This window comes from Xaviernesmea rhizosphaerae, assembly GCF_001938945.1.
GTDB lineage: Bacteria > Pseudomonadota > Alphaproteobacteria > Rhizobiales > Rhizobiaceae > Xaviernesmea > Xaviernesmea rhizosphaerae.
On record NZ_MKIO01000019.1, the window covers coordinates 118,037 to 140,161 of the forward strand.

General features: G+C 63.8%; 19 protein-coding genes. 11 read left to right on the forward strand and 8 right to left on the reverse strand.

Going from position 1 to position 22,125, the window contains the following annotated elements; translation table 11 throughout:
- Positions 1 to 281 precede the first annotated feature (281 nt).
- Both BJF92_RS02800 and BJF92_RS02805 read left to right on the forward strand, forming a co-directional pair.
- Positions 282 to 629 (forward strand): ArsR/SmtB family transcription factor, encoded by a 348-nt coding sequence (locus BJF92_RS02800; protein WP_075633254.1) that lies wholly within the window; start codon positions 282 to 284, stop codon positions 627 to 629.
- 794 nt (positions 630 to 1,423) lie between these two features.
- On the forward strand, positions 1,424 to 2,488 hold the full coding sequence (locus BJF92_RS02805) for a Gfo/Idh/MocA family protein (RefSeq protein WP_075633255.1): 1,065 nt from the start codon (positions 1,424 to 1,426) through the stop codon (positions 2,486 to 2,488).
- Between the two features lie 89 nt (positions 2,489 to 2,577).
- Here the strand turns inward: BJF92_RS02805 and BJF92_RS02810 are convergent, their stop codons facing one another.
- Together BJF92_RS02810 and BJF92_RS02815 are read right to left on the reverse strand one after the other, a co-directional pair.
- The gene (locus BJF92_RS02810; protein WP_075633256.1) at positions 2,578 to 3,735 is read right to left on the reverse strand and encodes a Gfo/Idh/MocA family protein; all 1,158 of its coding nucleotides are present in this window, start codon (positions 3,733 to 3,735) and stop codon (positions 2,578 to 2,580) included.
- Between the two features lie 12 nt (positions 3,736 to 3,747).
- Entirely contained in the window at positions 3,748 to 6,009 is a 2,262-nt protein-coding gene (locus BJF92_RS02815) for a glycoside hydrolase family 9 protein (RefSeq protein WP_075633257.1), read from the reverse strand.
- Positions 6,010 to 6,393: 384 nt separating this feature from the next.
- Here BJF92_RS02815 and BJF92_RS02820 point away from each other — a divergent pair, with 384 nt between their 5' ends.
- Positions 6,394 to 6,603, forward strand: coding sequence for a cold-shock protein (locus BJF92_RS02820; protein WP_075633258.1), 210 nt, complete (start codon positions 6,394 to 6,396; stop codon positions 6,601 to 6,603).
- A gap of 452 nt (positions 6,604 to 7,055) precedes the next feature.
- Positions 7,056 to 7,286: a 30S ribosomal protein S21 gene (rpsU, locus tag BJF92_RS02825; RefSeq protein ID WP_075633259.1), complete on the forward strand. Its 231-nt coding sequence runs from the start codon at positions 7,056 to 7,058 to the stop codon at positions 7,284 to 7,286.
- A 145-nt stretch (positions 7,287 to 7,431) separates the two neighbouring features.
- On the opposite strand, the gene corA is transcribed toward rpsU, so the two are convergent.
- Positions 7,432 to 8,454: a magnesium/cobalt transporter CorA gene (gene corA / locus BJF92_RS02830; RefSeq protein ID WP_075633260.1), complete on the reverse strand. Its 1,023-nt coding sequence runs from the start codon at positions 8,452 to 8,454 to the stop codon at positions 7,432 to 7,434.
- 360 nt (positions 8,455 to 8,814) lie between these two features.
- Here corA and BJF92_RS02835 point away from each other — a divergent pair, with 360 nt between their 5' ends.
- Genes BJF92_RS02835 through BJF92_RS24905 form a run of 3 tightly spaced genes read left to right on the forward strand, consistent with a single transcriptional unit; the run spans position 8,815 to position 10,771 of the window.
- Positions 8,815 to 9,777 (forward strand): acetylxylan esterase, encoded by a 963-nt coding sequence (locus BJF92_RS02835; protein ID WP_075633261.1) that lies wholly within the window; start codon positions 8,815 to 8,817, stop codon positions 9,775 to 9,777.
- On the forward strand, positions 9,774 to 10,499 hold the full coding sequence (locus BJF92_RS02840) for an esterase family protein (RefSeq protein WP_075633262.1): 726 nt from the start codon (positions 9,774 to 9,776) through the stop codon (positions 10,497 to 10,499). The genes BJF92_RS02835 and BJF92_RS02840 overlap by 4 nt, the downstream gene beginning before the upstream one ends.
- Entirely contained in the window at positions 10,496 to 10,771 is a 276-nt protein-coding gene (locus BJF92_RS24905) for a hypothetical protein (protein WP_143523866.1), read from the forward strand. The genes BJF92_RS02840 and BJF92_RS24905 overlap by 4 nt, the downstream gene beginning before the upstream one ends.
- A gap of 217 nt (positions 10,772 to 10,988) precedes the next feature.
- Here the strand turns inward: BJF92_RS24905 and acmB are convergent, their stop codons facing one another.
- Positions 10,989 to 12,185 carry a methyl acetate hydrolase AcmB gene (gene acmB / locus BJF92_RS02845; protein ID WP_075633263.1) on the reverse strand — a complete coding sequence of 399 codons (1,197 nt, stop codon included), beginning with the start codon at positions 12,183 to 12,185 and terminating at the stop codon, positions 10,989 to 10,991.
- A 214-nt stretch (positions 12,186 to 12,399) separates the two neighbouring features.
- On the opposite strand from acmB, the gene BJF92_RS02850 reads away from it, so the two are divergent.
- Positions 12,400 to 13,401, forward strand: coding sequence for an AraC family transcriptional regulator (locus BJF92_RS02850; protein WP_075633264.1), 1,002 nt, complete (start codon positions 12,400 to 12,402; stop codon positions 13,399 to 13,401).
- Positions 13,402 to 13,591: 190 nt separating this feature from the next.
- Positions 13,592 to 15,292, forward strand: coding sequence for an adenine deaminase (gene ade, locus BJF92_RS02855; protein ID WP_075633265.1), 1,701 nt, complete (start codon positions 13,592 to 13,594; stop codon positions 15,290 to 15,292).
- A 132-nt stretch (positions 15,293 to 15,424) separates the two neighbouring features.
- On the opposite strand, the gene aac(6') is transcribed toward ade, so the two are convergent.
- A complete protein-coding gene (gene aac(6') / locus BJF92_RS02860) occupies positions 15,425 to 15,892 on the reverse strand; it encodes an aminoglycoside 6'-N-acetyltransferase (protein WP_245294647.1) in 468 nt (155 codons plus the stop codon).
- Between the two features lie 235 nt (positions 15,893 to 16,127).
- On the opposite strand from aac(6'), the gene BJF92_RS02865 reads away from it, so the two are divergent.
- Both BJF92_RS02865 and BJF92_RS02870 read left to right on the forward strand, forming a co-directional pair.
- On the forward strand, positions 16,128 to 17,039 hold the full coding sequence (locus tag BJF92_RS02865; protein ID WP_075633266.1) for a sugar kinase: 912 nt from the start codon (positions 16,128 to 16,130) through the stop codon (positions 17,037 to 17,039).
- A gap of 56 nt (positions 17,040 to 17,095) precedes the next feature.
- Positions 17,096 to 18,766: an FAD-dependent oxidoreductase gene (locus BJF92_RS02870; protein ID WP_075633267.1), complete on the forward strand. Its 1,671-nt coding sequence runs from the start codon at positions 17,096 to 17,098 to the stop codon at positions 18,764 to 18,766.
- 350 nt (positions 18,767 to 19,116) lie between these two features.
- Here the strand turns inward: BJF92_RS02870 and der are convergent, their stop codons facing one another.
- The 3 genes from der to BJF92_RS02885 form a co-directional block, all read right to left on the reverse strand.
- Positions 19,117 to 20,538, reverse strand: coding sequence for a ribosome biogenesis GTPase Der (der, locus tag BJF92_RS02875; RefSeq protein WP_075633268.1), 1,422 nt, complete (start codon positions 20,536 to 20,538; stop codon positions 19,117 to 19,119).
- A gap of 15 nt (positions 20,539 to 20,553) precedes the next feature.
- On the reverse strand, positions 20,554 to 21,234 hold the full coding sequence (locus BJF92_RS02880; protein ID WP_075633269.1) for a tetratricopeptide repeat protein: 681 nt from the start codon (positions 21,232 to 21,234) through the stop codon (positions 20,554 to 20,556).
- A 140-nt stretch (positions 21,235 to 21,374) separates the two neighbouring features.
- On the reverse strand, positions 21,375 to 21,962 hold the full coding sequence (locus BJF92_RS02885) for an NnrU family protein (RefSeq protein ID WP_075633270.1): 588 nt from the start codon (positions 21,960 to 21,962) through the stop codon (positions 21,375 to 21,377).
- Between the last annotated feature and the right edge of the window lie 163 nt (positions 21,963 to 22,125).

A 22,125-nucleotide genomic window follows, 5' to 3' on the forward strand; every position in this document is an offset into this window, starting at 1 on the left:
CGGAACTATCGCCGTCGTGAACCGTTACTGACGATCGACAGAGCCTAAAACACGTTTGCGAAAGCCTCACGCAAGGTTCAGCTTGACCCCTGATCCTGACCGCGCAGTGTTATGACCGCTTTCCGCAGAACTTCCTGGGCTTTGTCACGCCCAACTCGGGTTTAAATCGTTAAAAACACCCCTAAATCTCGCAGTACATGGTTGTCCTTTCATGCGAACGCGCTAATGATCGTCTGGGCTAACCTTGTATTGCAAATGCGCCAGCGCATGGAGTTCGAAATATGCCAGCGACGAATCCCAATGATCTTGACGAGGCAGAAGTAGCTGCCGAGTTCCTGTCAGCCATGGCCAATCCAAAACGGCTGATGATCCTGAACTATCTGGTAAAGGAAGAGATCGCCGTTGGTGCCCTCGCCAACCAGGTCGGACTGAGCCAGTCTGCTCTGTCCCAGCATCTCTCCAAGCTTCGCGCGCAGAATCTGGTCAGCACGCGGCGTGATGCGCAGACGATCTATTACTCCAGCTCGTCGCAGGCCGTGATGAAAGTTCTCAGGACGCTGACCGAGATATACGGCCAGGAGAACAAGCCGGAGAGCAGGGCTGAAGACATGAAGAAGCGGACGGCCTGACGGTCGTTTCGGGCGTTGCCAGACCTGCAGAGCGGATGCCCGCCGTCTCTGTTCAGCGATGTGCAACTGCCAGCCGTGCAGGAAAGACGCCGGGAGGGATGGCGCCGGGGCGAGAGGGCTTCGGATGCCGCAAACGACTGCATGATCCTTGGATCGTGACCGATTTAGGGATCGCTTCATGCAGGTGATCTGAAACGTTGCAGCGACTTTGTACGTCTTGATTCGCGCATAGCCCGCTGTAGGCCCGCGATGATTTTCACGATCCTCGTCCGTTTGCCCTTCCCGGGCGTCTGCCGGCGTCAACGCATGCGCTGGCGCTAGAGCATCGGTCCGAAAAGTGGGAGCCGGTTTTCGGATAAATCCGATGCGGAAACAAAAGCCTAGAGCAGCGAACTGCGTGCGATTTTCAGTCCGATGCTCTAGCAGACTTCGGCGGTGCGCAACCGTCCCCCTGCCCTTTCTTCTCCCATCCCATTCAGACCCTGCCCCGCTTCTGTAACCCGGGCCGTGTTCGCATGTCAGAGTGGCTCTGGCCGGCATTTGCATCTTGCGCCGTGGACACCGTCCATAAGAGCGCCATCCCAGCCTTTGCGTGAATTGGATAAGGCGCGTCGGACGGACCATGCACGGGCCGGATGCAGGAGCCCCATAGGCAGGCCAGTTGCACCGGCCGGTCGCGATTAAGGAGAAGCTCATCTTAAGCCGCTATAGGGTTTTCCTCGTATTGCTGCGGCCTGGCCCGGGAGCTTGGGCAAAGCAGGCCGGCAGCACGCGCAGGGAGCACAAGGGAAACCATGGGTCTTGGCAAAGAGCAGGTCCGCTGGGGGGTCATCGGTGCGGGCGAGATCGGCATCGCCTTTGCCCAGGACATCGCACAGACCCGGCATGCCGTCGTTACCGCAATCACGAGCCGGCGCGAGGACCGGGCAAGGCTCTATGCCGAGCGGTTCGGTGGGCTGGCCTGCCTGCCGGATCTCGACGCGCTTCTGGCAGAAGAGGCGGTCGATGCCGTCTATATCGCCACGCCCAGCAGCCAGCATGCCGAGCAGACGCTGCGCGCCCTGTCGGCGGGCAAGCCGGTGTTGGTGGAAAAGCCGCTGGCCGTCTCCGCCGCCGAAGCGCAGGCCGTTCTCGACAGAGCGCGGCAAACGGGTCTCTTCGCCATGGAGGCGCTCTGGACCCTGTTTTTGCCCGCGCTTGCCGCTCTGCGCGCGCATTTGCGCCAGGGCACGATCGGCCGCGTCAAGGCCGTGCGGGGGCAGCTGGCCTATTTCAAGCCAGAAGATCCACACAGCCGCTTCTTTTCGCCTACGCTGGGCGGCGGCGCTCTGCTCGACCTCGGCATCTACCTCATCGCCCTGACGCTCAATCTTTTCGGCACGCCAAAGGCAATGACGAGCCGCTGGCAGGCGGCAGCGACAGGTGTCGATCTCTGCGCGCAGATGGGGCTCGCCTATGACGGCTTCGAGGCGGAGCTTGCCTGCGGTTTCGACCGGACGGACACCAACCGCTATGTGATCGAAGGCGAGACCGGGGCGCTGATCATCGACCAGCCCTTCATCGCCGCGCCACGGCTTTTTCTCTCTCGATACGCCGGACTGACGCGTGAGCTCGGCGCCGAGGGCAATGGGCTTGCGGGCCGCATCCTGTGCAAGCTGACGGCCCTGCCGATCGTGCCGGGCCTCACCCGGCTCGACCATCGCTATGTCGGAAATGGCTTGTCTTTTGAAATCGACGCGGCGAGCCAGGCGATTCTCGCGGGCGAGACACGATCGGGGATCATGCCGCTCGAACGCAGTGTCGAAGCCCTGTCGCTGCTCGACCGGATCAGGGCACAGCCGCCCGAACGCTTTCGCTGACAGAGCACGGCGTGGAGGCCTCAGCAACTGCCGGGCCGTGACGGGTCACGTCAGGCTGATGCGCATGCTCTCATGGCTGCGAAAAGGATTTACCCTTGGTCGCCCACAAGCGCGGTCTGCGCCGGCGGCAGCGGCGCGTGATCGTTCAGCCCATTGTGCAGAGACAGGGCGATATCGGTCAGATGCAGCGCCGTGCGACCGGAGAAGAACGGCGTCCGCCCCTCTCTGATGGCGGCGGCCTGCACGGCAACGCCGCGGGCGAAATCGATGCGGGAGGGATAGGCCGGCAAGGCCAGCTTGCGGCGTGCATAGGGCATGGTCCGCCCGGCCGTGAGGCGGAAGCCGAGCTTGCGCTGCAGCTCATGCTCCAGTCGGTCCACCAGACGCGGCCAGAAGGGACGGCGGCCGAAGGGCTCCAGCTGCACGGCGGAAAACTCGTCCCAGAGATCGCGCACCACGAGAATGCCCTCCTCGCCGACCACGGTCAGCGAGCGGTCGCGCGGGGCGCCGAGACCGCTGGTCAGCCGTGCCGAAAGGCCGGAGCGAAAGGCCATGCAGCCGACGGAAAAATCATGGCCGAGTGACAGGCCCTCCGTGCCCGGCCCCTTGTTCGGAAACGCCAGGGCGGAAAAGGCGGTGACGCGATCCACCGCGCCGAACAGCGACACCAGCCAGCTCGCGGCATAGCCGGCATGTTCCAGCGTGCAGCCGATGGAAAATTCGTGAACGCCGGGCCAGGGCGCGCCGGAGCGGCTCTTCCAGCTGCGCCAGTTGCCGCGGAAAACCGGCCCGTCCTCCATCTCGGCATAGGCCAGGCGCGGCGCACCGATCGCCCCGCTGCGGATCAGCGCGGCGCAATGGGCGCGCGCCGACGACAGCGCATTGGCTGGCGCCCCCGCAATCACCAGACCCCTCGTCTCGGCCAGTTCCACCACCGCCTGCGCATCGTCCATCGTCATGGCCAGCGGCTTCTCGCAATAGACATGCTTGCCGGCCTGAAGCGCCGCGCGATTGATCTCGGCATGGGTTTCGGGCGGCGTCAGATTGACGACGATCTCGACAGAGGGATCGGCGAGCAGCGCCTCCAGACTGTCATAGGCGCGGGCGGACCAGAACCGCGCGAAGGCGGCCTGCCGCTCCGGCAGGATGTCGAACACGCCGCAAAGACGCAGCTCGGGATGATTCTTCAGCGTCAGCGCGTAGTAGTCGGCGACGAAGCCGCAGCCGATCAGGGCGATCCCGGTCATCAAAGGCTCCGATCAGCGCGCATCGGCGAGGAAGGAGGCCATATAGACCAGCGGCGCATTCCAGTTGATCGCCATTTCGTTCGAACCCCAGGCATTGATGTCATCGAGATAACAGAGCTGCGGCGCGCAATTCTTGAGCTTCGCCCGCGCCAGCTCGTCGACCAGGGTGGAGTTCGGGCCGCCCGCCAGCGTGCCGGCCGGCGGATGCGGCAGGGACGGATCGACCTGATTGGCATACCAGCGGCTGTGCTGGTTGCGTGAAAAGCGCGTGCCATAGCCGGTGATATAGGAAAGGTTCATGGCATTGCGGCCGAGCAGATAGTCCATGCCTTCGCGCGCGGCGTCACGATAGCTCTGCCGCCCGGTCACGTCATAGGCGGCGGCCACCACCACCATGTTCTGGAGCATCATCTGATTGGAGCCCCAGTCATATTTGCCGTCGCCGGGACGATAGATCTGGCCGAAGCCCTCTTCGGCCTGCAGCGCCAGGAAACGATCGGCCGCAGCGACCACCGAGGCCTGCACCTGGGCCTGGTCTGCGGCCGGAAGGTTCTTGCCGAAAAGCGCGAGCTGGACCCGGCCGAGCCCGGCGGTGCTGCGCCAGTCGAAGGCGGTATTGCTTCGGAAGAACACATCGTCATTCCAGTGGGGCGAGCGCTTGAGACGGTCGAGAAACGCCGGCGTGCCCGTCGTCAGATAAAGCTCGGCGGCGGCCCAGTAGGTTTCGTCCTCGATATCGTCGTCATCATAATCGCCGCCGCCCTGCTGGCCGTCGGAAACGGGGGCGTAGAGCACGGGATTGGCGCCGGCCGCCTTCCAGGCCTTCTGCGCGGCCTGAGACAGGCGCGCGGCGAAGGCGGCATCATAGGCGCCGAACAGGCGCGCGCCTTGCGCCGCGGCGGCGGCCACGGCAAGTGTGGCAGCCGTCGAGGGCCGGTGCAGCGCCCGCTCCATCGGATCCGCCGCCGGCAGCATCGGCACTGCGGTCCAGCGGGTGTCATGCACCTTGTGATGGACCATGCCGGCCAGAGGCTGCCCGTCGGGCACCATCATCTTCAGCAGGAATTCCAGCTCCCAGCGGGCCTCGTCCAAGAGGTCGGGCACGCCATTGCCGTTCTCGGGACTGCGCGAGAGGCTGTCGCTGAAGACCGGCGAGCTGCCGCCGGCAAAATGCGCCCCGCGCTCGAAGGCGGCCATCAGCTGGGCGGCGGAGATCGCCCCGGTCACGGCATATTTGCCCTGGTCGCCGGCATCATACCACCCACCGGAAACATCCAGCCGATAGCTGCAGGACCAGCCGGGATAGAGCGTCTGCGCCACCTTGCCCTTGAGGCAGGCCACATCGGTATCGCCCCGATTGGGGGCAACGCCGATATGGCCGGCGGCCCGGGCATAGCCGGCGCCGGCGATGCGCCCATTGATGGCGATGCCGCTGCGCTGCGGATAGAACCAGGAAAGCGCATCGATGCGCAGGGCGGCAAAGACGTCCTGTCCCATGGGAAACGGATCGCTCTCGGTGGTGCCCACCTTCAGGCGGAAATCCTGGCCCGTGTTCTCGACCGAAGAAAAATCAAGCACATGCACCGGCGCACCGGCGCTCGCATCATAGCCGAGCGGCTTGCTCCTGGCCGTCAGCAGCGTCTTGCCCGCGGCATCGATCAGGCTGAAATCGACCGGGGTCTCGTCCCCGCCGATGAAGGTGGCACGCTTGGGCGCGCCCCGGCCATAACCGCTCTGATTGACGACAACCGTCGACACGACCTTGCGCCCGCTTTTCGGAACCACGGAAACGATGCTCGCCTGTGTCAGGCAGAGGCTGTAATCGGCCGCCGCGCCGCCGAGATGCAGCACGAACTGCGTCGGCCGGCTGTCCTGCGCGACGAAGTTTGTCGAGAAACTGCCCGGCTTATTGGCCTCCACATGGGCATCGAGCCGGCCATGGGCCTGATAGGGCGGCGCATCCACCTGAACCAGCACGGGCACCGTCACCGCTGTGCTGCTCTCCAGCCCGATCGAGAGCCGGTAGGTCTGTCCGCCGCGCAGCTGGAGGCCGTTGATGCCGATCATCCGATCCCAGGGCGAGCCGCCGGCGGGCACGTCGACGCAGATCGCCTGCGCGGTGGTCTTGGGGTTGAGTCCCTCCGAACCCCAGACCTGGGGAACAGGCTGACCGTTCTGGAAGGATATGTCGAGCACAGGCGCAGGCCCTGCGGTCTTGGCGGTGCCGGCAGCACCTGCGAGAAGCAGCGCGGCAAGGATCGGACGCTTGAGCACGGCGTAGGGTCCCTCTTCGGATCGTCATTCCCTGTCATCGCGGCCATGGCTGGGCGAGACCTCGGGGCCACTGTATCGGCAGATCATACCGCCACAAGCCAAACCTATATGGCACAGCAAGCCGCACGGATGTAGCGGCCATGCGACAATCCAGAGAATGTCGTTAACGATGCAAGGCACACGGATCTGTCGTGGCGGAGCCGTGCTTCCGGGCTTTTCGCCCGCCTGCCTTGCAATGGCCTGACAGAGCGCCTATCTTTGCGGGATCGAACTTTGCTAGCGTCTTCGTCTGTTGCCCCCGGGCCCTGTCTGATTTCCTCTCATTGTCGATTTTAAGCCGGCTCTCTTGGCCGGCCCCATCAACGGTTGAAAGGAATCGTTATCATGAACAGTGGCACCGTTAAGTGGTTCAACAGCACCAAGGGCTTCGGCTTCATCGCTCCGGACAATGGCGGCGCGGACATTTTCGTCCACATTTCCGCTGTCGAGCGTTCCGGCCTGGGCACGTTGAGCGACGGCCAGAAGGTCAATTTTGAAATCGTGCGCGACAAGCGCTCCGGCCGCAGCGCCGCCGAGAACCTGCAGGCAGCCTGATCCGTCTTCCCCCAGGCCTTCGCGCCGCTCCGGGTCGAAGGATCCGGATCAAGACGAGAGGATGAAACTGCGTGCCTTGCACGCCGTCGTCCAGGATGCCACGGACTGGCCGGGCTCGACCCGGCCTTTCCTTTTACACCATGCTTGCATGCCGGTTTGCCTTTGCGTCACCTGTTTCCGGCACGATCGTAGGCATTGCCCCATGGAGAACCGACCCATGGGCGCAGGATCGCTTCGGCCTGACACGCGCGCTTTTTACGCAGGTTAGGCCGTGCTGCTTCACCATCCGGCCGAACACCAGTGTGCGCTTTGCGCCGAAGTCGGATGACAAACAGAAATCCGGAGGGTCGATCGATCGCGAGGATCGGCCGGACGCTCCGGCATCGAACGCCACGATCCCTGTCCACCCCCCGTCAAAACCATGGCAGCCTCAGGCTGCGGAAGGAGAGATCTTGCAGGTTCTTGTTCGAGACAACAATGTCGACCAGGCGCTGCGCGTCCTGAAGCGCCGCATGCAGCGCGAGGGCATCTTCCGTGAGATGAAGGCGCGCAGCTTCTACGAAAAGCCGTCCGAGCGCCGGGTGCGCGAGAAGGCCGAGGCGGTTCGCCGCGTCCGCAAGCTAGCCCGCAAGAAGGCTCAGCGCGAAGGCCTTCTGCCGGCACCGAAGAAAGCCCCGCGCTGATCGGCTTCAAGTATCGATGAGAAAAACACCCGGATTCGGCCGCCGAATCCGGGTGTTTTTGTGTCTGGATCATCGGTCGCGTGAGCGCGGCTCGCCGAAGCGTGTCGCGCGAAGCCGCTTCGCACGCTTACGCTGCATGCTCTGGCTATAGCCAGCCGCGCCGCTTGAAATAATAGAACGGGCCAACGGCCGACAAGAGCATCACCATGATCGCCCAAGGGTAGCCGAACGACCAGTTCAGCTCCGGCATCATCTGAAAGTTCATGCCGTAGATCGAGGCGATCATCGTCGGCGGCAGGAAGACGACCGAGGCGACGGTGAAGATCTTGATGATCTGGTTCTGCTCGAGATTGATCAGGCCGAGCGTGGCATCCAGCAGGAAATTGATCTTGCCCGAGAGGAAGGTGGCGTGATCGCCCAGCGAGACCGTGTCGCGCTGCAGGAGCTTGACCATCTGCCGCACCTCCTTGGCCACCTTACGCCCGGAGGTTTCCACCGCCGCATGATAGGCGACCATGCGCGAGATCGAGACCAGGCTTTCGCGCACGCTGGAGAGGAAATCACCCTTCTGGCCGAGCTGTTCGATCAGGAGTTGCAGATTCTTGGTCTTCTTGGTGGAGGAGCCGGTCTTCGAGCGGAACACCTCGTGCGAGATCATGTCGATCTCGTTGCCGATGCGCTCCAGAACATCCGCCATCCGGTCGACGACGCTTTCGAGAATGCCGAGCATCACCTCCTCGCCTGCCGCATAGCTGTGGCCATTGGCGCGCAGCGCGCGGGCGGCAAACAGCGCGAAGGGCTTCGGATCGGCATACCGCACGGTGACCAGCGTGGCGCCCTTGAGAATGAAGGTCACCGGCGTCTTCATCGGCACGTCGCCGTCGAGCTTGCTGAGCGCGGTGACGGTCATGAATTCCGCCCCGTCCTCCTGGTAGAGTCGGGCCGAAAGCTCGATCTCCTCCATCTCGTCGCGCGTCGGCACGGTGATGCCGAGGTCGCGCTCCACATGTCTGACCTCCTGCAAGGCGGGATTGATCAGATCATACCAGAGAACGGCGGTCTGCGCCGCCGGAGCGGCCGCCTCCTCGCCTGCATGCTGGGCCGGAGCGGCGGGGTCGAGCGGGCTCAGCGTCAGGCGTTCCGCCTCGCGAACATACATGCGCAGCATCGTCGTGCTCCTTTGGAACCGTTGGTGTCCGCCGGAGCAGCCGGGCCGCTACCGGACAGGAAGGATCGGGATCGACCGTCGACTGTCGGGGTCCATGATGGGGTGTTCCTTGAAAACCGGCTGAAGAGCCGGCCCGGGGCTTGCGACGAAAGACCGGCAGCGTCAAGCGGTTTTTGACCGCGCGAATGATCCGAACAAATTCCCTCTCAACGCTCGGCACCGCGCTCGCGCCGCGGTGCTCTTCCTTCATCTCCCCGCTTTATGCTGGGCAGCGAACGGGCGTGGCCGAGGAGGGACAGGCGCGCCGGCAGGACACCGAGACCTCTTGCCTTCCCCGCCCCTTTCGCGGAACAAGCGCGCATGACCCAGTTGCACCACACTTTCGATTTCGATCCGACCCATGGCTATTCGCCCGAAGCGCTGAAGGCCATCCGACCGCCGGAAGCGCCGCCGGGCTTCGACGCCGCCTGGAGCGCGCGCTATGCCAAGGCCTTGACGCTCGATCCGCGCCCGGTGCTCAAGCCCTCGCAGGAGAGCCATCCCGACTGGACGGTGCATGACATCGCCTACAGCTCGACCGACAACATCACGATCCACGGCTGGCTGCTCGTGCCGCGCCACGGCGTCGTGACGCGCGGCATGGTCATCGGCCATGGCTATGGCGGGCGCGAGGCGCCGGAATTCGACGTGCCGGTCGAAAACACGGCCATTCTCTTCCCCTGCTTTCGCGGGCTGTCGCGCAGCGCCTCCCCGCCGATTTCGCCGAACTCCGCGTGGCATGTCCTGCACGATATCGACAAGCCGAAGCGCTACATCATCGGCGGCTGCGTGGAAGATCTGTGGCTGGCCGTCTCCGCACTCATCGCCCTGTTTCCGCAGGTGCATGACAAGGTGGGCTATAGCGGCATCAGCTTCGGCGGCGGGCTCGGCGCGCTCGGCATTCCCTTCGATTCGCGCATCGACCGCGGCATGCTGGAAGTGCCGACCTTTGGCAACCGGCCGCTCTGGCTGAAACTGCCCTGCATCGGCAGCGCCCGCTCGGTCCAGCTCTATGCCCGGCGCCATCCCGAGGTGGTGGAGACGCTGCGCATGTACGATGCCGCAATCGCCGCCACGCGCATCCGCGTGCCCATGATCGCCGCCGTCGCCCTGTTCGACCCGGCCGTCGCTCCCGCCTGCCAGTTCTCAGTCGCCAATGCCCTGCCTAAAAACGATTATAATCAAATCTTCATCCTTGACGCCGGCCATTTCGACTATCCTGATAACGCAGCGCAGCATAAGGCCCTGAGGGACAGGGTCAGGGACCATTTCAGGGCATCATGAACAGGGATTATCGACGTTGGTACAGCCCCAGCCTTCACCGCGAGATGGAGCTTCTGGTTTTCGGCCATGCGGGGGCCAAGGTGCTGATGATTCCCACCCGCGACGGCCGCTTCTACGAATATGAGGATCTCGGCATCGTGCGCGCGCTGGCCGACAAGGTGGAAGCTGGTCAGCTCCAGCTCTATTGCGTCGACAGCCTGGCACGCGAAAGCTTCTACGACCTGCAGCGCCACCCGGCCGAGCGCATCCGCCGCCACGCCGCCTTCGAGGCCTATCTGATCAACGAAGTGCTGCCGCTGATGGCCACGCTCAATCCGCATGACTGCGTGATCGCCCATGGCTGCAGCCTCGGCGCCTTCCAGGCCGCCAGTCTGTTCTTCCGCCACCCGCAGCACTTCCGCAAGCTCGCCGCCTTTTCCGGCCGCTATGACCTGACGATCGAGGTGGAGCACTTCTCCAATCTGTTCTCAGGCTATTACGACGAGGAAATCTATTTCCACACGCCACCGCATTTCCTGCCCAACCTGGAAGGCTGGCAGCTCGATCTCCTGCGCCAGCGCGACATCGTGCTGACGATCGGCAACGAAGATCCCTTTCTGGAGAACAATCTGCACTTCAGCCAGCTTCTGTCGCGCAAGGGCATTGCGCACCAGCTGCACCTGTGGGATGGGCGCGCCCACCGCGCCGGCGCCTGGCGGCGAATGGCGGCGATCTACATTTGAAGAACCAGAGCATCGGGCTGAAGATCGTATGCAGGCCCATGCTCGAGGGACTTGGTCCCGGATCGGATGTTTCCGAACACCTGAAACCACCTTTCGGTTCGATGCTTTCAAGCGACCAGCGACACCGGCTTTTCGACGAAGTCCATCAACAAGCAACCCTGCGGTCCATCGAACCGGAAAACCAAGACGGCTTCCTCGTCCATATAAACAAAAATGAGAGCATCGAACCGGCGCAAATCATCGGCCCGACACTCTCCAACCAACGCGGTTAAATTGCCCTGCCGCTAAATTTCTTCTGAAATCTCCCTATCCCTGGAGCAATATGTCGGCATGGGTTCTGGTCCTTCATCCCAATCCAAACATGGGACTTCGGTCGCAAGCGCCACTGAGAGCATCGGACTGAAAAACCGGGCTCGGTCAGGTGCGCCAGGTTTTCGTTTCTGCATCGTATTCCTCTGAAAACCGATTCTCATTTTTCGCTCCTGCGCACTATTCCGCGGCGCGGACGGTGTTGCGGTAGACAATCGTCTCGAAATCGAGATAGCCGCCGACTGAGGAAGGATCGGCGAAGGGGAAGATCTGCGTTGCCCAGTATCCGCCGATCCCGTTTTGCCGGTCGATCCAGTAATAGAGATTGGCAAGACCCGCCCAGGCCAGGGACCCGGCGGGCCGGCCCGTCGGCGCCAGCTCGTCATTGATCATGAAGGTCAGCCCCCAGGATTTCGGCATGCCGGGGAAGAATTCGGCATCGTTGGAAAGGCTGGGAATGACGCCGGGGAGACCTTTGATCTTCATGTCGCCAAGGCCGTTCTTTTCGGCCGCGCGCACGGTCTCCGGCTTCAGAACCGCACCGCCGGGACCCTGGCCGTCATTGAGCCACATCCGGATGAACTTGGCGTAGTCCAGCGCCGTCGAATAGAGCCCATGACCGCCCATATGAACCTCCGGCTCGTCGGGCAGGCGAAAATCAGGCACCGCCGTCAGATGGCCACCCTTGCTGCGCTGATGCAGCGTGGCGAGGCGCTGCTCCATGGAAGCCGTCATCACGAAGGCGGTGTCGTGCATCTCCAGCGGCGCGAAGATGCGCTCCTGCATCACCGTTCCCAGGCGCTTGCCGGTGATGCCCTCCACCACCTGGCCCGCCCAGTCGATATTGGAGCCATATTCCCAGGCATCGCCGGGATCGAACAGAAGCGGCGTGCGAAGCGAGGCATGCGACGCGGTGATGATGCTGGGCTGCCCATGATGCTCGGCAAGGCGATTATAGGTCTCATTGAAAAAATCATAGCCGAAGCCGGCCGTATGCAGGAGCAGCATGCGTGTCGTGACGTCGCGCTTGGGCGGACGCAGGCGCGGTGCGCCGCGCTCATCGAAACCCTCGATCACCTGCAGCGCCCCGATCTCCGGCGCATAGTCGCGAGCCGGCGCATCGAGGTCGAGAAGCCCGTCTTCGACGAGCTGAAGGCAAGCCGTGCCGGTTATGGCTTTGGTGGTTGAAAAAATGGCAAAAACGCTGTCAGCGGTCATCGCCTGTTCGCCGTCCAGGCTGCGCAGCCCTGCCGCGCCCTCATAGATGTTGCCGTTTCGATCGGTCGCCACGGCGACCACGCCGGGCACGGCAGGCGTTGCCGATACGCATTGTGCCAGCAAGGCATCGGCGGCGGATTTCAGCGCTTCGTACGACATGCGGAACCTCCCTCTTGTCGATTGCGACCAACCGGCTCCTCCCCGGCCATGTCGGATCGCGACACTACTGCCCCGCTCCGCCGGGCTCTGTCTCAAACAGGTAACCAATATCTAAAACAGGCAAGGATTTTGCAGCGACCGTCGTGTGCGAGCTATCGCTGGCAGCATTCCGCGCTTATCCTCCCTACCGTTGCCGCTTCGTAGGAGGAGACGAATGCTGAGAGATGCGCTGCTGTACGATGCAGCCGGCAGGCCCATCAAGCAGCACCACAAGGTCCTGTCAGAGGATTGGGACGAGATCCGGGCTTGGTCCAACGAGGTCTATATGCCCTATCACGTCGCTCCGACGGGGAAGGCGGCCAAGCCGAATTCAACGATGCACTCCGCCCAGATCGGCCGCATCATCGTCACACGTTTCGGCTATGGCATCCCGGTCGACATCAAGGACTGGTCGCAGGATGCGGGCAATGCGGTGGTTCTGACGACGATCGGCGGCAATGCCCGGCACAGGATAGACGGGGCGCAGGCCGCCGATACCGGCATCGGCGAAAGCTTCGTCGTGGATTGCAGCCGGACCGACTATCATGTCGATTTCGATCCCGATCATCTCCAGCTCAATCTGACCATTCCACACAGAGTGCTGGAGGAGATCTGCCGCGATTGGTTCGGCTTCGTGCCCGATGATGCGCTGTGGCAGTGCAAGACCCTGATCGGCGGGAAAAATTCCAGCTGGCTCGCCCTGATGGACTATATGGCGCGCTGCATCGCCGAGGCGCCCGACCGGCTGGCGCGCGACCGGACCGGCCGCCATCTCGAACAGACGATCTGCATTCACCTTCTCAACGAATGGGCCGCGCGCGCCGGATTCGACCTTGAAAACCCGCGCAATGGCCTGGCGCCGCGCCATGTGCGCCTGGCGGAAGAGTTCATGCGCGACCATGCCGCAAACACCCCCTCCATGGTCGAGGTGGCCCAGGCGGCCGGCACCAGCCTGCGAAGCCTGACATTGGCGTTCAAGCAGTTCCGGGGTTATCCGCCCAGCCAGTTCCTGCGCGAGCAGCGCCTGCAAGGCGTGCGCAAGGCGCTGACGGCGACGGAGGGCGCCGGCACCGTATCGCAGATCGCCAATGACTGGGGCTTCATCCATCTCGGGGAATTCGCCCGACTATACAAAGACCGTTTCGGAGAGCTGCCATCCAGGACATTGCGCGGATAGGCGTTCTGCCGACCTGCACACAGCATTGAACTCCGGAAGGCCGATCCCCTGCAGCGTCGGGCCCAAAACAATGTTGGGCTCGGTGCTCTAGATTTCTGTTTTTGCATCGGATTCTCGCCGAAAACCGGTTCCCACTTTTCCGCGTGATGCTCTAGACTTGCGGCAAAGCCAGCCGGAACGGAGATCCTTCATGACAGCCATGCTCGAACGCCTGATCGACCAGGGATGCGGCCGCGAACCCGCCGATCTCGTGCTGAAGGGCGGACAGTTCTTCGATCTGGTCACCGGCGAACTCGTCGCCTCCGACATCGCGATATCAGGCGAAAGGATCGTCGGCACCTGCGGCAGCTATGAGGGCATCCAGGAAATCGACATTTCGGGCCACATCGTCGTGCCCGGTTTCATCGACACCCATCTGCACATCGAAAGCTCGCTCGTCACCCCGCACGAGTTCGACCGCTGCGTGCTGCCGCATGGCGTGACCACGGCGATCTGCGATCCGCACGAGATCGCCAATGTGCTGGGCACGGAGGGGATCCAGTATTTCCTCGATTCCGCCGAAGCGACGATCATGGACATCCGCGTCCAGCTTTCCTCCTGCGTGCCGGCCGCCGCGCATCTGGAAACCTCGGGCGCCGATCTGCCGATCGAGCGGCTCCTGCCCTTCCGCCACCATCCCAAGGTGATCGGCCTCGCCGAATTCATGAACTTCCCCGGCGTGGTCCACAAGGATCCCGTCTGCCTTGCCAAGCTCGATGCCTTCCAGGGCGGACATATCGACGGCCACGCGCCGCTCCTGCGCGGGCTGGAGCTGAACGCCTATCTCGCAGCCGGAATCCGCACCGATCACGAATGCACCAGCGCGGAGGAAGCGCTGGAAAAGATCCGCAAGGGCATGCACATCCTCGTGCGCGAAGGCTCGGTCTCCAAGGATCTGCACGCGCTGCTGCCGCTTCTGACCGAGCGGCTCTCGCCCTTCCTGGCGCTGTGCACCGACGACCGAAATCCGCTCGACATTGCCGAGGAGGGCCATCTCGACCACATGATCCGCGAGGCGATCGCCTGCGGGGCCGAGCCCTTGGCCGTGTATCGTGCCGCCTCCATCTCGGCCGCGCGCGCCTTCCGGCTGATGGATCGCGGCCTGGTGGCCCCGGGCTGGCGGGCGGACCTCGTGGTGATCGACAGCCTGGAAAGCTGCCGGCCCCGGACGGTATTCGCCGGCGGCAGGCTCGTCGAGGAGGCGCTGTTCGCCAAGCGCCCCCCGGTCGCGCCGGTCGGGCTGGACAGCGTCAAGGCGGCGCGCATCCAGGCCGCCGCCTTCGCCGTGCCGATGCGCACGGAGGAGGTGCCGGTGATCGGCGTGCTGCCGGGCAAGATCATCACCGAGCACCGCCGCTACCACCTGCCCGCCATCGGAAACCAGACCGGCGTCGATCTCGACCGCGACATCATCAAGGTGGCGGTGATCGAGCGCCATGGCAAGAACGGCAACCACGCCAACGGCTTCGTCCAGGGCTTCGGGCTGAAGCGCGGCGCCATCGCCTCCACCGTCGGCCATGACAGCCACAATATCTGCGTGGTCGGCGTCAGCGAGGACGATATGGCGCTGGCCGCAAACCGCCTGGGCGAGATCGGCGGCGGCTTCGTGGTGGTGGAGAACGGCCAGGTCACGGCCGAAATCGCCCTGCCGATCGCCGGGCTGATGAGCCTGACCCCTTTCGAGGAGGTGCGCGACACGCTGAAGGGCCTGCGCCAGGCCGCCTTCGCGCTCGGCGCCACACTGCGCGAACCCTTCCTGCAACTGGCCTTCCTGCCATTGCCCGTCATCCCGCACCTGAAGATCTCCGACAAGGGCATGGTCGATGTCGACCGCTTCGCGCTGATCGGGTAGGCCTTGGAAAGGATGAGGTCGGGACGGCGAAGGGTATTATCAGAGCCCCAGCTTGCGTGAAAACAGAAAGAGCGTTTCAGGCTCGTTTTCACCGCAACGACTCTGCAGTCCCCCTGAGACAGAGAACCCGGCCTATACCCACCGGCGAAAGTAAACGACACGCTCGGTCTCCTCGAAGCCCGAGGCGAGATGCATTCTATGGCTGGTGTGGTTGGACAGCGCGGCATCGGAGGCGATTTCGGTGCAGCCCCGTGATCGCGCCCAATCACACGCCGCCTCGATCAGGGCTTTTGCCAAGCCCCTCCGACGAAAATCTTCGGCGACAGATATGCCTTCGATGAAGGCAACAGGCGAGGTGTCGCAACCATTTACATAATCCTGCCGGAGCGACAGCTCGATGAAGGCGCAGGCCGCCCCCTCCACAAAGGCGAGAAAGGCCGTTCTGCCGGCGCCCTTCTCCCTGTCGGCAAGCATACGCGCGATCGCCTCGCCATGCGCATCGCGCCCGTCTCCCGACCAGAGGCCAAGCCGTAAATGGCACCAGAGCGATGCGTCCTCCTTAGACGCCTCGCGAATGACCACCTCGTCGCTACCCGTCACGATGCGGTCTCCTTGTCGTCTGAAGGCCAGCAATCACAGTCTCAGGCCCCGAATAGCCTGTGGTTGGGCGCTCGGCAATCCGTCGCCTCGACGCGATCGGACCGCTCTGGGAAACGGCTGCTTGCGGCCGCGCGACGGTCAACAAGCCGATCACGCCTTCGCGCGCCTCAGCGAATCGGACAGAAGAGGCCTGGGAGCGGGCCGGTGCGGCACGCGGGAGGAAAGGTTTTCAGTCATGACGCGTCTTCTGTCGATCGGCGAATGCATGGTGGAGCTCGGCCAGGCCGGCGAAGGTCTTCTGCGCAAGGGTTTCGCCGGTGATACGTTCAACCTGGCTTATTATGCGCGCCTGTGCGGCGGCGACAGGCTCGCGGTTTGCTATTGCACGGCGGTCGGCACCGACCGGCTTTCCGACGAGATGATCGCCTTCATCGCCGCGCAAGGCATCGGCACGGAAGCGATCGCGCGCATCGACGGGCGTATGCCGGGTCTTTACATGATCCATCTCGACAAGGGCGAGCGCAGCTTCTCCTATTGGCGCAACGCCTCTGCCGCCCGGCTGCTGGCGCAGGACGGGGACCGTCTGCGCCGGGCGATTGAGGCGGCGGATATCCTCGCCTTCTCCGGCATCACGCTCGCGATCCTGCCGCCCGAGGATGTCGAAACGCTGTTGAGCGAGCTGCGCCGCGCCAAGGCCATGGGCAAGATCGTGGCCTTCGACCCGAACATCCGCCCGCGCCTGTGGGATGAGGCCGCGCGCATGCGCGAGACGATCACCGCCGGCGCCCGCGCCGCCACGCTGCTGCTGCCGAGCTTCTACGACGAGGCCAGCCATTTCGGCGATGCCGACATTGCCGCCACGATCGCGCGCTATCAGGCGCTGGGCGTCGCGACGATTGTGGTCAAGGATGGCGGAGCGGGCGTTACCCTGGCCGAGGCAGGCCATCTGCCCCGGCATGTGCCGGCCACGCCGGTAGGGCAGGTGGTGGACACCACCTCGGCGGGCGACAGCTTCAACGGCGCCTTTCTCGCCAGGCTCGCCGGAGGCGCCACACTGGACGAAGCCGCCGCCTTCGCCGCCAAGATTGCGGCAAGCGTGATCGGCCATCCTGGCGCCTTGATTCCGCGCGAGGCCTTGGGCATTTGACAGGCTGGCGCAGCCGCCGGGCAGCGGCGCAACAAGGGCAAAGGGGCTGAGACATCATGCGGATCGAAGACTGGCTGCGCGGATGCGCGGCCCTTGCCTGCGGCATGGCGCTGGCGCTAGCGCCTTTGGCCGCACAGACGGCCACCGCGCAGCAGCTGATCACGCCAGTGGACGGGCCTGCGCCGCAGGCTGAGGATGCCGCTGGCGCATGCACCCGCGCTGATATCGTCGTCTATGGCGGAACGCCGGGGGGCATCGCCGCAGCGCTCCAGGCCGCACGGATGAAGAAGAAGGTCCTGCTCCTTGAACCGACCCAGCATATTGGCGGTATGATGACGAGCGGTCTCAACAAGACCGATGCCTCGCCGAGGCGCGGCGTCTATGGCGGCATCGTCAAGGAGTTTTTCAATCGCGCCAGTGCGGCCTACGGGCTTGGCGACACGGTGCGCGTCTATTTCGAGTCCAAATGGGCGGAGCGCACCTTCGCGGCCATGCTGCGCGAAGACGGCGTCAAGCTGGTGCGCGGGCAGTTGATCACCTCGGTCAAGCGCAGCGGCAAGACCATCGCCTCGCTGACGACCGTTGCCGGGCGCAGCTTTTGCGGCAGCACCTACATCGACGCGAGCTACGAAGGCGACCTGATGAAACTTTCGGGCGCGAGCACGGTCGTCGGGCGCGAGTCGCGCGCTAAATATCGGGAAGACGCCGCCGGCGTGCAAAAGCTCAACTTTCCCAATGTCGGCGACAAGAACAATCCTGACTATGTGAAAATCGATCCCTATATCGTCCCGGGAAACCCGAAGAGCGGCCTGCTGCCGGGCATCTCGCCGATCGGGCAGCAGCCGATCGGCGCGGCCGACAAGAGCCTGATGGCTTTCAACTACCGGCTCTGCGTTACCCAGAGTCCCGGAAATATAACGCCCTTTACCCAACCGGCCGATTATGACCCGATGCGTTACGAAGCTCTCGCGCGGTTTATCGCTGCGTTGAAGGCGAAGGGAACGCCCATCGGACCTGGCTATTTCGTCGGCGATGGGGACACGGTCAAAGGGAAGCTCGACGTCAATTCGAACCCCTATTTCAGCACCAATGTCTGGAATATCAGCTACGGCTATGCCGTGGGCACGGAGGTCCAGCGCGTTCAGATCCGCCAGTCGGTTCGCAGCTATATTCAGGGCTTGCTGTGGTTTGCAGTCAGCGATCCACGCGTTCCCGCCAAAGTCAGAGCCTTTACGGCCAAATACGGCTATTGCGCCGACGAATTCGTCGACAATGGCAATTTCCCCTATCAGATGTATGTCCGCCAGGCGCGCCGGCTTCTCGGCCAATATGTGCTCACCGAGAACGACCTGGAGAAAAAGACCGTCTTTAACGATGCGATCGGCCTTGGCTACTATCCGATGGACCAGCATGGCATGATCCGCACCGTGCTGAATGGCTTCATCGGCGAGGATATTCGCCAGAGCATCTCCGTCGGCCCCTACCAGATCCCCTATCGCTCGATGCTGCCAAAGCGCAACGAGGTGACCAACCTCCTGGTGCCGGTCGCGTTGTCGACCAGCCATGTGGCCTATACCTCCGTGCGGGTCGAGCCGACCTATATGGTTCTCGGCCAGGCGGCAGGCGCGGCCGCCGCACTCGCGCCCGGCGGAAATGTCAGCAATGTCAACATCGTCCAGCTCAAGAGCCAGCTGGCCAAGGCTGGCCAGGTGATGAACTGGAACTGAAGAACCGGACCGGCAAGCGTGCACAGCACATGACGCAACCGCTTCATGGGGCCCGCACGTTTAGCACGATTTCCGTTTGGTTGGCGCAAGCAGGTCCGCTATAGCGGGCAAAACCCCGCAGTCGTCAAGCTCGGGGCGCTTCACAAGGCCAGCGATTCAGATGCGTCGTGCGCTGTGAAACCGGGCAGAGGCTTTCCCTCCACCCCCGTGCCCTGAAACAGCTCCGGAGGCATCTTTCGGCAGGCAGACGCGGTTGGGCGGCTGCCAGCAAAGTAGGGAATTCCCGGCAGCACCCCTAGTCCCACAGGACAAGACGACTGGGAACCAAGGGTGGCGACGAGCCAGCTGGCCTATCGCTGCTTCTTCCGGTTCTCGAAGGGGTTCTCGGACGCGCGCAGATGCAGGCGGATCGGCACGCCCGGCATGTCGAAATCGTTGCGCAGTCCGTTGGTGAGATAGCGCATATAGCTTTCCGGAACCGAGTCCGGCCGGGTGCAGGAGATCATGAAGCCGGGCGGGCGGGCCTTGACCTGGGTCATGTATTTCAGCTTCAGCCGGCGGCCGGAGACGGCCGGTGGCGGATGCTGGATCTGCTGGCTTTCCAGCCAGCGGTTGAGCCGGGCGGTGGAGATGCGCCGGTTCCAGACCTTGTCGGTGTCGATGATCGACTGCATCAGCTTGTCGAGGCCATAGCCGGTCTGACCCGAGATCGGCACGGCGCGGATGCCGCGCGCCTGCGGCAGGAGGCGCTCGGTCTTCTCGCGCAGATCGGCCAGAACGGCCTGCGGCTCGTCGACCAGATCCCACTTGTTGAAGGCGAGCACGGCGGCGCGCCCCTCGCGCAGCACGAGATCGACCAGTTGCAGGTCCTGCTTCTCGAAGGGAATGGTCGAATCGAAGACGATGACCACGCTTTCGGCAAAGCGGATCGAGCGCAGGCTATCGGCGACCGAAAGCTTTTCCAGCTTCTCCTGCACCTTGGCCTTGCGGCGCATGCCGGCCGTGTCGAACATCTTGATGGTGCGGCCGCGCCAGTCCCATTCCACCGAGATGGAATCGCGGGTGATGCCGGCCTCCGGGCCGGTCAGCAGCCGGTCCTCGCCGAGAAACCGGTTGATCAGCGTCGACTTGCCGGCATTGGGGCGGCCGATGATGGCGACGCGCAGCGGCTTGGTCTCGTCATAGACCGGCTCTGCCTCATCCTCCTCGCCCTCGGGCAAAGGCTGTAGATCGATGTCGGTCTCGGCCTCTTCCGAGGCTTGCGGGTAGGCGCGGTCCTCGCCGATTGCCTCGACGATGGCGTCGCGCAGGTCCAGCATGCCCTGGCCGTGCTCGGCGGAGATCGGGCACGGTTCGCCAAGGCCCAGCGTGAAGGAATCGTAGAAGCCGGCATCCGAGCCCCGCGCTTCCGACTTGTTGGCCACCAGCACCACGGGGCGGCCGCGCCGACGCAGCATCTCCGCCAGCGTCTCGTCGGCGGGCGTCAGCCCGTTCTTGGCATCGACCACGAACAGCGTCAGATCCGCCTCGTCGATCGCCGCTTCCGTCTGGGCCCACATGCGGCCCTGAAGCGTCTCCGGGCCGGATTGCTCCAGCCCGGCGGTGTCGATGATGGTGAAGCGCAGATCCACCAGCCGGGCCTCGCCCGGGCGCCGGTCGCGGGTCACGCCCGGCGTGTCATCCACCAGCGCGAGCTTCTTGCCCACCAAGCGATTGAAAAGCGTGGATTTTCCGACATTCGGCCGGCCAACGATGGCAACGGTGAAGCTCATAAGTCTTGTCTTTCTTTACCCTGCGGGCGTGTTGGCGTCGCCGGCGGCCATCACGTCCAGAAGCATTTGCGCGCGGCCAGCCACGTTGCGCGGGCTCTGATCATCGCCAACGATCGCCTCGAACCAGGATTTCGCCTTGGCGAGATCGCCGGCCTTGTAGGCGGCAAGCCCGAGAACCTCGCGGGCGGAGTGGCGCATGGGATTGCCGGCAACGGCCATCGGCTCGACCTGGGCCGCAACCTCGGCATAATTGCCGCCATCAATCATCAGATAGGCCGCGCGCAGACGGGCGGCATCGCGCACCGGCGCCTCGACATTCTTGTCGTCGGCCACGGCCTTGAAGGCGGCGATGGCAGCGGCGGTGTCGCCCTTCTGCGCCTGCAGCGTGGCGGCCCGCATGCGCGCCAGCACCGGATAGCTGCCATGCCCGTCCGCTTCCAGCTTGTTCAGCGCGCCGATGGCCTCGTCCGTGCGGTTCTGCTTGGCCAGCGTCAGTGCTGCCAGGAATTCGTCGCCGGAGGCGGAAGCGGAAGTGTCGCGCCAATAATCATAGGCAACCTTGCCGATGGTGCCGAGCACGACCAGCACGGCCAGAATGATGATCACGCCGCCGAAGCGCAGCCAGACGGCACGCACCTGCTCGGAGCGCAGCTCCTCGTTGACCTCACGAATGAAGCTGTCGTTCTGGTTCGCCATTCTGTCTCCGGTTTTCCCGGCCTTCTTCGTCGTCACACTGCCGAATGCGGGCTTCTAGCCTATTTTGCGCGGAATGTAAGGGGGCGCGGGCGCCCAAGCCGCCACGCGCCCTGAAAATCCGCGTGACATCAGGGTCACGATCACGCCATCGGCAGAGGCGAAACGCCGATCAGCCATTCATGCAGGCGCCAGACCATCAGCCCATAGAGCAACAGGCCGAGAACGATGGCCATGGTGTCATAGCGCGAGGACTTGAACACCGGCAGCACCGGCTCGCCCCGGCGCTCGCGCCGCTTGAGCGAAATGCGCAGCACCACGCCCCAGGCGAGGAAAGCAAGGAACAGGATGACCGAAGATGTCTCGCCATTGGCGAGCAGATGGGCCAGCGCCCAGATCTTCACCGCCAGAACCTGCGGATGCTTGACCGCCACGGCGATGCGGCCTGCCGGCAGGAAGCCGGCGACCAGACAGATCATCGCCGGCACCATCAGAAGCAGGGTGACATGCTTCATCGCCACCGGCGGATTGTAGAGAAGGCCCGTCACCGCCCGCGCCTGGCCAAAGCCGTAGATCATCAGCACGAAGCCGGCGAGGCTGATCAACGAATAGAGCCCGCGCCAGGGCCCGAGGCCGAGCCGGGCAATCGCCGTCGCCCGGACGCCCGGCGCCAGGACATGCACGAGATGCGATCCGAAGAAGATCAGGAGGCCGAGGATGAGCAGGGTCATGAGGGCGCGCCTTCAGGGGAAAGGGAGAGCGGAAGCAGTCAGCGGCGGACGGGAAGCCGGCAGCTTTCGGGCCCCCGCGACCGTCAGGCCAAAGTGATACTGCATAACGCGGCGAACCGAAATCGCTGCGGCGGCAAGATTTCACAGGCTTTCGCTAACGCGA